Origin of the sequence: Pseudomonas sp. PS1(2021), from assembly GCF_020405165.1 — a bacterium.
Lineage (GTDB): Bacteria > Pseudomonadota > Gammaproteobacteria > Pseudomonadales > Pseudomonadaceae > Pseudomonas > Pseudomonas aeruginosa.
The window spans coordinates 2,616,370-2,627,839 of the sequence record NZ_CP084484.1; the positions used below are offsets into that span (position 1 = coordinate 2,616,370).

An 11,470-nucleotide genomic window follows, 5' to 3' on the forward strand; every position below is an offset into this window, starting at 1 on the left:
GACCTCCTCTCGTGAAAACCCTGAAGACAGCGTGTTCGTCCCTGTCGGCGCCGGCCTATTGCCAGAACTTCTGCTGGTTGAGCCGCCCCCACCAGGTCACCAGCACGCGGTCGATAACCACGCTGGCGGCCAGGCCGACGCGTTCCTGCAGGCTCTTGCGCTCGACGAATTGCACCTGGTAGACATCGCGCTCCCTGGCCTGCTCGGCCAGGTACTCGTCGCTGGTCTTGAGTTCGTCCACCAGCAGCTTGCCCAGTGCGGCCTGGCCCAGCCAGACCTCGCCGGTGGCGATCTCGTCCATGTTCAGTTGCGGCCGGTAGTGGGCCACGAAGTTCTTGAACAGTTCGTGGGTCACCTCCAGGTCCTCCTGGAACTTTTCCCGGCCCTTCTCGGTGTTCTCGCCGAATACCGTCAGCGTACGCTTGTATTCGCCGGCGGTAAGCACCTCGAAGTCAATATCGTGCTTCTTCAACAGCCGGTGGACGTTGGGCAACTGCGCCACCACGCCGATCGAGCCGAGGATGGCGAAGGGCGCGGAAAGGATCCGATCGCCGATGCAGGCCATCATGTAGCCGCCGCTGGCCGCCACCTTGTCGACGCACACGGTCAGCGGCACGCCGGCCTGGCGGATGCGCGCCAGTTGCGAGGCCGCCAGGCCGTAGCCATGGACCATGCCACCGCCGCTTTCCAGGCGCAGCACCACCTCGTCGTCCTTGCCCGCCATGCTCAGCACCGCAGTCACTTCGTGGCGCAGTTGCTCGGTAGCCGAGGCCTTGATGTCGCCGTCGAAATCGAGCACGTAGACCCGCGACTTCTGTTCAGGATGTTTCTTCGCCTGCTTCGCCGCCTTGCTCTCCTCCTTGCGCAAGGCCTTGAGGCTGGTCTTGTCGAGGACGCTGTGGCGGACCCGCTCGCGCAGGTCCTTGTAGAAATCGTTGAGCTTCTGCACGTCGAGGTGCCCGCCTGCGCCGCGCCGGCCGCGGCCGCGCAGGGCGACGATCACCACCAGCACCACGATGATCGCCGCCAGCACGGTCACGGTCCTGGCCAGAAAGCCCGCATATTCGGCAATGAACTCCACACAACCCCCTCTCTACTGTTGACGCACCCGTCTACGGGCGACACGATTGCGCAAGCATACCCAGGCCACCGACGGGCGGCCAGCGATGCCACTGCCTGGAGAGCCTTTGCAGGGCGCGCCCGGAGCAGCCGATAAAGGCAGCGAATGACATTCAAACAAGCGTATGTTTTTTCGTTGACAGCCCTGGGTGATCCTCATACCCTCGCGGAACTTTCACCCGCCGAGGTCCGCCCGTGGGCAGCATCTACCTGATTCGACATGGCCAGGCGTCGTTCGGTGCCGACGACTACGACGTGCTGTCGCCGACCGGCATCCGCCAGGCGGAAATCCTCGGCGACCACCTGCTGAACCTCGGCGTCCGTTTCGACCGCGTCCTCAGCGGCGGCTTGCGCCGCCAGCAGCACACCGCCCGCGCCGCCCTCGAACGCCTGGAGTCCTCCGGGCTGGCCACGCCGGAGCTGGAAGTCGATCCGGCGTTCAACGAATTCGAAGCCGACGCGGTGATCCGCGCGCACCTGCCGGACCTGCTCGATGAGCAGCCGGAAGCCTTGCACATCCTTCGCCATGCGGCCGAGCATCGGGCCGAGTTCCAGCGCCTGTTCTCCACCATCATCGCGCGCTGGGTTTCCGGCAACCATGAGAAAGATGGGCTGGAAAGCTGGCAGGAATTCCTCGATAAGGTCCATGACGGTCTTCGTCGTCTGCTGGCGCAGGCCAGCGGCAAGGACAGGGTCGCCGTGTTCACCTCCGGCGGTACCATTACCGCCCTGCTCCAGCTGATCGTCGGCGTTCCGCCGCTCAAGGCCTTCGAGCTGAACTGGCAGATCGTCAATACCTCGCTGACTCGCCTGAAATTCCGCGGCGAGGAAGTGTCCCTGGCTTCCTTCAACAGTCACGTGCACCTGGAACTGTTGAAGGCGCCGGAACTCATCACCTATCGATGAGCCGGCCTACCGCGACCGTTCCGGTCGCCGAAAAAACCCTAGAAGAAAGGAATAGAACCCATGACCACCGTTGCTGACATCGTCTCCACCATGAAAAGCAAGTTCAACGCCAGCGCGGCCGCCGGCCTGGATCTGGTGTTCCAGTTCAACATCGAAGACGGCGACAACCACTACCTGGTCGTCAAGGATGGTACCTGCGAAGTGGTACAGGGCGACGCCGAGAACCCCAACGTCACCCTGATCATGGACAGCGAAACCCTGAAGGGCATCACCAGCGGCGAGACCGACGGCATGCAGGCCTTCATGGCCGGCAAGCTGCGCGCCGAAGGCGACATGATGCTGGCGATGAAGCTGGGCGAACTGTTCCCGGTCTGACCGTTTCCGGCGCCATGCCAGAAGGAAAACCGGAGTCCCTCGCGGCTCCGGTTTTTTTTCGTCCGGCATTCCTCCAGGCCGACGATCAGGGACCGTGATGGAGCGGCAACACGCTTGCCCATAACGCCTGGCGGCGGCTTGTGAGGGCCGGGACAGGGCATTAGATTAGCCAATTATCGCCGGTCACCATCATTGCGCAGCCTGATGCGCGCACCGGCTCCCGCGGCTCCGCCGTGGCACCACGAGAAGGGAACCCCATGTCGCTGACCGACCAATCCACTCGCATCCGCGCCGGCGAAGAACTCGACGCCGCCGTCATCGACCCGTACCTGAAAGCCCATATCCCCGGCCTCGAAGGCACCCCGAAGATCAGCCAGTTCCCCGGTGGCGCGTCCAACCTGACCTACCTGATCGAGTATCCGCGCCAAGAGTTCGTCCTGCGTCGCCCGCCATTCGGCCACAAGGCCAAGTCGGCCCACGACATGGGCCGCGAATACCGCATCCTGAACCAGTTGAACGCAGGCTTCCCCTACTGCCCGAAAGCCTACCTCTACTGCACCGACGAGTCGGTGATCGGCGCCGAGTTCTACGTCATGGAACGGGTCAAGGGCATCATCCTGCGCGCCGAACTGCCGCCTGAGCTGAATCTCGACGAACAACAGACCCGCAGCCTGTGCAAGAGCTTCATCGACAAGTTCGTCGAACTGCACAACGTCGACTACGCCGCCTGCGGACTGGCCGACCTGGGCCGCCCGGACGGCTACGTGCAGCGCCAGATCGCCGGCTGGACCGACCGCTACGAGAAGGCCCTGACCCCCGACGCGCCGCTCTGGGAACCGGTCAAGGCCTGGCTCAAGGACAAGCAGCCGGCCGATCACCACAAGCCGGGCATCGTGCACAACGACTACCGCTTCGACAACGTGATCCTCGACCCGGAAAACCCGATGCAGATCATCGGCGTGCTGGACTGGGAACTGGCCACCCTCGGCGATCCGCTGATGGACCTCGGCAATACCCTCGCCTACTGGGTGGAAGCCGGCGACCCGGCTCCGGTGCAGCTGACCCGCCGCCAGCCCAGCCACCTGCCGGGCATGCTGACCCGCCGAGAGTTCGCCGACTACTACGCCGAGCGGGCCGGGATCCCACCGATCGACAACCTGGACTTCTACTACACCTATGGCCTGTTCCGTCTTGCCGGCATCGTCCAGCAGATCTACTACCGCTACTACCACGGGCAGACCCAGGACAAGCGTTTCGCCCAGTTCGTGCAGATGAACAAGCTGCTGGAGCAGATGAGCCTGCAGGCCATCGAGCGCTCCCGCCTGTAACCGACCACTACAAGGGGATAGCCCATGTCCAAGACCCACCTGTTCGACCTCGACGGCAAGATCGCCTTCGTTTCCGGCGCCAGCCGCGGCATCGGCGAGGCGATAGCCAAGCTGCTGGCCCAGCAAGGCGCCCACGTGATCGTCTCGAGCCGCAAGATCGATGGCTGCCAGGCGGTCGCCGACGCGATCACCGCGGAGGGCGGCAAGGCCACCGCGATCGCCTGCCACATCGGCGAGATGGAGCAGATCCAGAACGTCTTCGCACAGATCCGCGAGCAGTTCGGCCGCCTCGACATCCTGGTCAACAACGCCGCCACCAACCCGCAGTTCTGCAACGTACTGGAAACCGACCTCGGCGCCTTCCAGAAGACCGTCGACGTCAACATCCGCGGCTACTACTTCATGTCCATCGAGGGCGGCAAGCTGATGAAGGAACACGGCGGCGGCAGCATCATCAACGTGGCCTCGATCAACGGCGTATCGCCCGGCGAGTTCCAGGGCATCTACTCGGTGACCAAGGCCGCCGTGATCAGCATGACCAAGGTCTTCGCCAAGGAATGCGCGCAGTTCGGCATCCGCTGCAACGCCCTCCTGCCAGGGTTGACCGACACCAAGTTCGCTTCGGCGCTGGTGAAGAACGACGCGATCCGCAACCTCGCCCTGCAGCGCATCCCGCTCAAGCGCGTGGCCGAGCCGAGCGAAATGGCAGGCGCCGTGCTCTACCTGGCTAGCGAAGCGTCCAGCTACACCACCGGCGTGGCGCTGAACGTCGACGGCGGCTTCCTTTCCTGACGGAACGGCGAACGCGCGAAGAGGGAGCCAGGGCTCCCTCTTTTCATTTCAGGATTGCCAATGCCTCGCACCAGCGCGGGACAGGCGCCCCGCGGCTATTCACCTGCGTTCTCGGGTAGCCGGACGAGTACCCCCATAGGCGTTACCCGCCGCTTCCACTTCAGTTGCCGACCCGCCAGCCACCGTTCACCGACACCACCGTTCCGGTGACGAACCCCGCCTCGGGCGAGGCCAGCCAGGCCACCGCCGCGGCGATGTCCTCGACCCGGCCGGTCCTGCCCAGCGGGGTCTCGCCGACGATGGCGGCGACCCGTTGCGGATCGAGGCCGCCGGGAAAGAACCGGGTGTCGGCGATGTAACCCGGCGCCACGCTGTTCACCGTGATCCCGCGCGAACCGAGTTCCCGCGCCAGGGCCACGCCGAAGCCATGCAGGCCGGCCTTGGCTGCCGCATAGCCCAGCGCACCAGGACTGCCGCTACCGGTCTGCGCAGCGATCGATCCGATATGGATGATCCGCCCGCCCTCTTCCGCGAAATGCGGCAACACCGCCAGCGACATGAGGAACGCGCTTTTCAGGTTGCCGTCCAGCAGCGCATCCCATTCCCGCTCGGCCTCAGCCAGCGGAGTGGTGGCGGCGATCTTTCGGGTGAACCCGGCGTTGTTCACCAGCACGTCGAGCCCCTGGAAGGTGTCGCCAACCCAGGCGGCCACCGCCTCGACAGCTTCGCGGCGGGAAAGATCGGCGGCCATCCAGGGCACACCGCCCAACTCGGCGGCAGCGCGTTGCAGGCGCTGGGAATCACGGGCCACCAGGGCGATCCGATAACCCTGTTGCCGAAGGCGCCGGGCGATGGCCAGGCCGATGCCCGACGAGCCGCCGGTGACCAGGGCGGTACGGGGGATTGGAGAATGAGTGTGCATGACGGGCTTCCTCTGTAATGGATGGAACGCCTCGTCTGGCCAGAGCGAGCGTACGGATGGATTTTCGACGGATCCGCCGCGATATATCCAATACTGTCTTTCTTAACTCACCATATCCGGGAGATATCGCAATGGCCGACTTACGCCAGTTCCGCCAGTTCGTCGCGGTTGCCGAGGAGCTGAGCTTCCGCCGCGCCGCTGAGCGCCTGCACATGGCCCAGCCACCGCTGACCACTGCGATCCGGCGGCTGGAAGAAGAAGTCGGCGCCAGCCTGCTGGAGCGTGACAACCGTATCCACCGCCTGACACCGGCAGGCCGCGCGTTCCTCGACGAAGCCCGGCGCACCCTGGCCCAGGCCGAACGCACCCTGGCGGCCGCGCGCAGCGCCGCCAGCGGACGCAGAACGTTGCGCCTGGCGTTCGTCGACAGCACCATCAATATTCTGCTACCGCGCATACTCCAGGCGTTCCGCCACCAGCATGGCGCGCTGGACTTCCAGCTCCAGGAAGACACCACTGCGGGGCAACTGGAGGCGTTGCGCGAAGACCGCATCGATGCCGGCCTGATCGTCCTGCCGGTCGACCGCCAGCCCGGCCTGTACACACATCTACTGGTGGACGGCGACATGCGCGTGGCATTGCCCGAAGGGCATCGGCTGGCACGCCATGCGCGCCTGCGCCTGGAACAACTGGCCGGAGAACCCTGGCTGCTGTTTCCACGGCACTATGGGCCGGGCATGCACGACCTGATCGTCGCCGCCTGCGCGGCAGCCGGCTTCGTCCCGGAGATGGTGCAGGAGGCGCGGCAGATGCAGACCATCGCCGGGCTGGTGGCCGGCGGCATCGGCGTCGCGCTAGTGCCTTCGCTGCTACAACCGTTGCGCCCGCCGGGGGTCACCTTTCGTCCCCTGCAAGGGCGGCGGGCGCGAATTCCCTATCGGCTGGCGCTGGCCTACCGCACGCCGTCGGAACTCATCGAACGCTTTCGCGAAACCGCCCAGGCGATCGCCGCCGCCCCGACTTTTCGCATGGCCTAGCGCCAGTCCCTGAGCGCCTCCTCGGCCGCCAGGTTCATCGGCTCGGCAAGCAGCCCGGCGACGCCGTAGTTCACCGCGAACACCGCCTTGTCCGCCATCGGCAGGAAAGTCACCCGCCCCGCCAGCGGCTCGAACAGGAACAGGTCGTGCTCGCCGGCCCGCAGCCAGCGCCAGAGATCGACCCCCAGCGGACTCTGCGACAAGCCCAGGCGGCGGCCCCGGGACTGCTGCTCGAGAGCCAGGAAGCGGCCGCTGAGCGCGTCGAGGCGATAGCCCGGCGCCAGACCGATCAACGCGGCCAGCCCCTTCCAGCGGAAAATCCGCGCGTCCAGTTGCCAGAGTTCGCCGTCCAGCACCACGCTGCGCTCGTTGGCGCCCTCCTGGATCAGCACCCGGTAGCGCTGCGGCCCTTCGGCCTGGAAGCTCAGGGTGGCCATCGGCTGCTCGGGCTTGAGCAGCGAATAGCTGCGCAGGTCCCAGGCGAGCACCAGCAGCAGCGCCGCCACGGCGACGAAGGCCAAGCCGCAGGTGCCGCGCAGCCAGCCGAGGAACCAGGTGCGTTCGAAGAGGATGCGCACCGCGACCAGGGCGGCCAGCAAGGCCAGTAACGCGAATGCCCAGGCCAGACCGTCGTACTGCATGCAAGCGATTCCTTCTGCGTGAAATTGCGGGCATTATGCGCACCCCTCCTCCCGACGGCCAGCGAGGCCGTTTCCCGATTGGAAGCAGGTCCGGTTTTTCATGCCCTTCGAACTCGCGATAGACCCCAGCACCCTGATCATCCTGGCCGTGGTGGCCTTTCTCGCCGGCTTCATCGACGCCATCGCCGGCGGCGGCGGCCTGTTGACCATCCCTGCGCTGCTCACCGCCGGGGTCCCGCCGCACCTGGCGCTGGGTACCAACAAGCTGAGCTCGACCTTCGGTGCGGCGACCGCCAGCTACACCTTCTACCGGCGCAAGCTGTTCCATCCCGGGAAGTGGCGCAACGGTCTGCTCGCCACCGCGATCGGCGCCGCCATAGGCGCCTGGGCGGCTCACCTGCTGCCCGCCGAGTGGCTGAACCGGATGCTCCCGGTGGTGGTATTCACCTGCGGCCTCTACATGCTCTTCGGCGGCACGCCGAAGGCGCCGCTGGACGCCGATGCGCCGCTCGGACGCAAGCGCCAGTGGCCGCAGGGCCTCGCCCTGGGCTTCTACGACGGCGTGGCGGGACCGGGCACCGGAGCGTTCTGGACCGTCAGCTCGCTGCTCATGTACCCGCTGGACCTGGTCCGCGCCAGCGGTGTGGCGCGGAGCATGAACTTCGTCAGCAACATAGTGGCGCTGGCGGTGTTCATCGCCTCCGGCCAGGTGATCTGGTTGCTCGGCCTGTGCATGGGTGCGTCGCTGATGGTCGGCGCCTATTTCGGCGCGCGCACCGCCATCGGCGGCGGGGCGAAGTTCATTCGCCCGGTGTTCATCCTGGTGGTCCTGGCGCTGACCGCGCGGCTAGCCTGGCAGCACTGGTTCAGCGGCGCCTGAGCGGCGCGCCAGGTACAGGTCGATCAGGTGCCGGGCGATCGAGCGCTGCGCCGGTAGCGGCGGCAAGGCATCGAGGGAGAACCACTGGGCGTCCTCGATCTCGTCCTCCTGCGGGACGATCTCGCCGGACACGTACTCGGCGTGGAAACCGAGCATCAGCGAATGCGGGAACGGCCAGTTCTGGCTGCCGATGTATTCGAGATTGGCGACCTCCACCCCGACCTCTTCGCGCACCTCGCGGACCACGCACTGCTCCACCGACTCGCCGGCCTCGACGAAGCCGGCCAGGGTACTGTAGACCCCCGGCACGAAGCGCGGCGAACGCGCCAGCAACACCTCGTCGCCCCGGGTCACCAGGACGATCATGCTCGGCGACAGGCGCGGGTACTGGTGCAGCCCGCACTGCGGACACTGCATCACCCGCTCGTGGTCCTGCGCCTGCATGCGTGTGCCGCAGTTGCCACAGAACCGGTTGTGACGTGCCCAGATGCCGATCTGGCTGGCATAGCCGAGCATGCAGAACTGATCGAAATCGCCGTGCAGCATGAACTGCCGCAACGGCGCCCAGGCCATGCCCGGCAGCTCGATCGGCTCGTCCAGTTCCAGCACGTAGACCGGCTCGCCCTGCCAATGGCCGACCCCATGTTCGGCGAGCAGCGGGAGTTCCTGGCGCTTCAGCCATTCGCGGGGGAACAGCAGGCCGTTGTCGTCCTGGAGGAAGCGCTGCTGACAGTGCGCGAGCACCCAGCCGCCAACCTGGGCGGTAGCCGGCCGACCTGCCTGCCAGCGGAACTCGCCGACCATCAGGCGGCCACCGGCAGTCCGAGCGCCTTGACGCTGGCGCTGGCCAGGTCGAGGACGTCCGGCTGGCCCTGCGGACGCAGCACGGCACCGCCCTCGAGATAGTATTCGAGACTGGTCAGGGCGTCGGCGAGGGTTTCCAGCATCTGTTCCGAAGGCATCTGCGCGGTCTCGATCATGCGCTGCTGGATGTAGTCGGCGCAGCCGCCGACCAGCAGCGCGGCGCGCTCCTGACCGAGGAACCAGAGACCGCCCCGGACCGCCTGCAGGCTGGCCGGGACGTTGGCCAGGTTGAGCTTGTCGCCATTGGATTCCAGGTACGCGGTGATCGCACGCTTGGCCAGGGCCAGGCCGGCCTTGGCCTCCTCGATCACCACGATGCGCGCCTCGGCCAACTGGTGCACGGCGAACGCATCGGCTTCCTGCCCGGGCTCCGCCGGAGTCGGCCGGATGATGCGGCGCTCGCCGCGCTCGAGGTTGCCGACCATGCTTTCCACGTAGAGCACCGCATCGGCCAGGCGCAGCAACGCCGGCGGCGAATCGGCGACGCCGCTGGCAGCCCAGGCGGCCACGGTGGGTAGCTGGGTCTGCAGGGCGGTGCCGGCCGAGTTCAGGCCGACCATGCCGAGGGTCTTGCTCAGCTTGCCCAGTTGCGCATGCAGGTTGGTCAGGCTATCCGGCTGGGCCACGCCGCGCTCGATCAGGTCGAGCATGTCCTTGACCCCGGCGAGTTCCTCGCGGATCGCCGTGGACAGCGAACGCATCACCGACTGGCCGGGGCCGGACAGGCGCTGCGATTCCTCTTCCAGCAGGTGGTCGGTGAACGGCAGCGGCGCCAGCCCATGCAGTTCGCGGACCTCGCGCGAACGCGGGCCCTGGCCGTCGGACAGCGCCACCAGGTAAAGCAGTTCCTTGAGCAGATGGCGCGGCGCCTCGTAGGCCGGGCCGATCAGCAATTGCTTGAGCTCGCGGTCGATGCGCGAGAACAGTTGCTTGCGCGACTTGCGCGGCAACAGTTGGCCGTCGACGATCGACTCGATCGCCGCGGCGCCGATCCAGCACAGCCGCGAACGGGCCACCCCGCCGTGCAGGCTGTCGAGGCGCGCCAGCGCGCGGCCCATCAGCTTGAGGCTGGGATAGAGGTTCTGTTCGCGGATCAGGCCGAGCAGGCCGATCTGGTACATGTGGCGCATCCGCCGGCTTTCCTCGCCCAGTTCGGCTTCGGAAGGCAGGTGGTCGATGGCGGTGCTCGGCGGCCGCGGGATATCCAGGCGGGCGCTGAAGAAGAAGCTTTCCGGCAGCGCCGGCTGCCCTGCGGCACAGCGCACTTCGTTGATCGCCGGCAAGAGCAGCTCGGGGATCTCCTGGCGATTGGCCTCGACGTTCTCCAGGTAGCGGCGCAGCACGTACAGGGCGTTGCCCAGGGCTGCCAGCTGGCCGTCGCGCTCCTCGCTGACGCCGGTGGGAATGTCGGTCGCCAGCTGCAGGGCCTCCTGGGCCAGCAGCTCGGCGCCGGCCAGCTCGATCAGGTTGAGGGTGCCGCGGATCTGTTGCAGGCATTCGACGGCGTGCTGCAGCAGGCTGCCGTTCTGCCGCTCGGCAATGAACTGCTCAAGACCCTGTTCGGCCTGTTCCATGGTGGCGAACAACTCGTCGCGCACCAGACTGAGGGACGTGGCTCCTGTGACCATCGGTCTAGTGCGCCTCCCGCGCAAGAATATACAACGGCATCAATCAGCGAATTCCGGCTTCTGCTTGGCCATATGCGCGGCCATCGCCACCCGCAGGTCGGCGGACTGGAGCATGGCGGCGTTCCAGGTAGCGACGTACTCGAGGCCGTCGTCGACCCGGTGGTCGCGCATATAGCGGATCATTTCCTTGGTACCACGGATGGCGATCGGCGACTTCGCGGCGATCTGCCGCGCCAGTTCGAAGACCCCATCCATCAATGCGGCCTGGTCCGCGTAGGTACGATTGACCAGGCCGATGCTCCGTGCCTCTTCGCCGTCGACCATGCGCCCGGTGTAGGCCAGCTCGCGCATCATGCCATCGCCGATGATCCGCGGCAGGCGCTGCAGGGTGCCGACGTCGGCGGCCATGCCGATGTCGATCTCCTTGATCGAGAACTGCGCGTCGGCGGTCGAGTAGCGCATGTCGCAGGCCGAGACCAGGTCGATGGCGCCGCCCAGGCAGTAGCCCTGGATCGCCGCGAGCACCGGCTTGCGGCAGTTGTCGACCGCGTTGAACGAGGCCTGCAGCTCGAGAATCTTGCGACGCAAGGCGTCGGCGTTGCGGCCGACGTCCTTGCCCAGTTGGCTGCCGACCTGGGCCAGCAGCATCAGGTCGATCCCCGAGGAAAAATGCTTGCCCGCCCCGGACAGCACGACCACCCGCACTTCGTCGGTATCGTCGACCCAGCGGAAGATCTCGATGATCTCGCGCCAGAAGTCCTGGTTCATGGCATTGATCTTGTCCGGACGGTTGATCTGGACGTGGGCGATCTTGTCTGCCAGCTCCACACGGAATGCGTTGTACTCGGTCACGGCGATAGTCCTCGGCAGAGCAACTGCGCTGTCAGAACGCAGAGATTTTTGTTGTGCGGAAAATCCCGCAACTATAACAAGGGCGAGCCAAATGTCGATGCTGCACTATGTGATGCACGGCACGCC

12 protein-coding genes are annotated in these 11,470 nt (G+C 66.2%); 6 read left to right on the forward strand and 6 right to left on the reverse strand.

The features are described 5' to 3' along the window. Positions 1-55 precede the first annotated feature (55 nt). Positions 56-1,081: a protease SohB gene (sohB, locus tag LE197_RS12350; RefSeq protein WP_003098174.1), complete on the reverse strand. Its 1,026-nt coding sequence runs from the start codon at positions 1,079-1,081 to the stop codon at positions 56-58. 233 nt (positions 1,082-1,314) lie between these two features. On the opposite strand from sohB, the gene LE197_RS12355 reads away from it, so the two are divergent. The 4 genes from LE197_RS12355 to LE197_RS12370 all read left to right on the forward strand — a co-directional run bounded on the left by LE197_RS12355 (position 1,315) and on the right by LE197_RS12370 (position 4,520). Continuing rightward, positions 1,315-2,025, forward strand: coding sequence for a histidine phosphatase family protein (locus LE197_RS12355; protein WP_003098172.1), 711 nt, complete (start codon positions 1,315-1,317; stop codon positions 2,023-2,025). A gap of 60 nt (positions 2,026-2,085) precedes the next feature. Next, a complete protein-coding gene (locus LE197_RS12360) occupies positions 2,086-2,400 on the forward strand; it encodes an SCP2 sterol-binding domain-containing protein (RefSeq protein WP_003087993.1) in 315 nt (104 codons plus the stop codon). A 257-nt stretch (positions 2,401-2,657) separates the two neighbouring features. Further along, on the forward strand, positions 2,658-3,728 hold the full coding sequence (locus tag LE197_RS12365; RefSeq protein ID WP_003098170.1) for a phosphotransferase family protein: 1,071 nt from the start codon (positions 2,658-2,660) through the stop codon (positions 3,726-3,728). Positions 3,729-3,752: 24 nt separating this feature from the next. After that, positions 3,753-4,520: an SDR family oxidoreductase gene (locus LE197_RS12370; RefSeq protein ID WP_003087987.1), complete on the forward strand. Its 768-nt coding sequence runs from the start codon at positions 3,753-3,755 to the stop codon at positions 4,518-4,520. A gap of 160 nt (positions 4,521-4,680) precedes the next feature. Here LE197_RS12370 and LE197_RS12375 read toward each other — a convergent pair whose 3' ends face one another. Continuing rightward, a complete protein-coding gene (locus tag LE197_RS12375; RefSeq protein ID WP_003113599.1) occupies positions 4,681-5,442 on the reverse strand; it encodes an SDR family NAD(P)-dependent oxidoreductase in 762 nt (253 codons plus the stop codon). Between the two features lie 131 nt (positions 5,443-5,573). On the opposite strand from LE197_RS12375, the gene LE197_RS12380 reads away from it, so the two are divergent. Next, positions 5,574-6,479: a LysR family transcriptional regulator gene (locus LE197_RS12380; protein WP_023108912.1), complete on the forward strand. Its 906-nt coding sequence runs from the start codon at positions 5,574-5,576 to the stop codon at positions 6,477-6,479. On the opposite strand, the gene LE197_RS12385 is transcribed toward LE197_RS12380, so the two are convergent. Further along, positions 6,476-7,120, reverse strand: coding sequence for a hypothetical protein (locus tag LE197_RS12385; RefSeq protein ID WP_003087981.1), 645 nt, complete (start codon positions 7,118-7,120; stop codon positions 6,476-6,478). The two genes, LE197_RS12380 and LE197_RS12385, sit on opposite strands and share 4 nt — an antisense overlap. A 100-nt stretch (positions 7,121-7,220) precedes the next feature. On the opposite strand from LE197_RS12385, the gene LE197_RS12390 reads away from it, so the two are divergent. Then, on the forward strand, positions 7,221-8,000 hold the full coding sequence (locus LE197_RS12390) for a TSUP family transporter (RefSeq protein WP_003113596.1): 780 nt from the start codon (positions 7,221-7,223) through the stop codon (positions 7,998-8,000). On the opposite strand, the gene nudC is transcribed toward LE197_RS12390, so the two are convergent. Genes nudC through LE197_RS12405 form a run of 3 tightly spaced genes read right to left on the reverse strand, consistent with a single transcriptional unit; the run spans position 7,968 to position 11,344 of the window. Beyond that, on the reverse strand, positions 7,968-8,804 hold the full coding sequence (nudC, locus tag LE197_RS12395; protein WP_012614278.1) for an NAD(+) diphosphatase: 837 nt from the start codon (positions 8,802-8,804) through the stop codon (positions 7,968-7,970). The two genes, LE197_RS12390 and nudC, sit on opposite strands and share 33 nt — an antisense overlap. After that, complete coding sequence (gene fimL, locus LE197_RS12400) at positions 8,804-10,492, reverse strand: type IV pilus/biofilm regulator FimL (RefSeq protein ID WP_003098159.1); 1,689 nt, start codon at positions 10,490-10,492, stop codon at positions 8,804-8,806. Before fimL ends, nudC begins: the two co-directional genes overlap by 1 nt. 39 nt (positions 10,493-10,531) lie before the next feature. Then, the gene (locus LE197_RS12405) at positions 10,532-11,344 is read right to left on the reverse strand and encodes a crotonase/enoyl-CoA hydratase family protein (RefSeq protein ID WP_003087972.1); all 813 of its coding nucleotides are present in this window, start codon (positions 11,342-11,344) and stop codon (positions 10,532-10,534) included. Between the last annotated feature and the right edge of the window lie 126 nt (positions 11,345-11,470).

Bases quoted from the DNA above. Each gene is read 5' to 3' on its own strand.
- LE197_RS12380 (WP_023108912.1), top strand. From the start codon at position 5,574: ATGGCCGACTTACGCCAGTTCCGCCAGTTCGTCGCGGTTGCCGAGGAG.
- LE197_RS12370 (WP_003087987.1), top strand. From the start codon at position 3,753: ATGTCCAAGACCCACCTGTTCGACCTCGACGGCAAGATCGCCTTCGTT.
- fimL (WP_003098159.1), bottom strand. From the start codon at position 10,492: ATGGTCACAGGAGCCACGTCCCTCAGTCTGGTGCGCGACGAGTTGTTC.
- LE197_RS12365 (WP_003098170.1), top strand. From the start codon at position 2,658: ATGTCGCTGACCGACCAATCCACTCGCATCCGCGCCGGCGAAGAACTC.
- LE197_RS12375 (WP_003113599.1), bottom strand. From the start codon at position 5,442: ATGCACACTCATTCTCCAATCCCCCGTACCGCCCTGGTCACCGGCGGC.
- nudC (WP_012614278.1), bottom strand. From the start codon at position 8,804: ATGGTCGGCGAGTTCCGCTGGCAGGCAGGTCGGCCGGCTACCGCCCAG.
- LE197_RS12390 (WP_003113596.1), top strand. From the start codon at position 7,221: ATGCCCTTCGAACTCGCGATAGACCCCAGCACCCTGATCATCCTGGCC.
- LE197_RS12385 (WP_003087981.1), bottom strand. From the start codon at position 7,120: ATGCAGTACGACGGTCTGGCCTGGGCATTCGCGTTACTGGCCTTGCTG.
- LE197_RS12360 (WP_003087993.1), top strand. From the start codon at position 2,086: ATGACCACCGTTGCTGACATCGTCTCCACCATGAAAAGCAAGTTCAAC.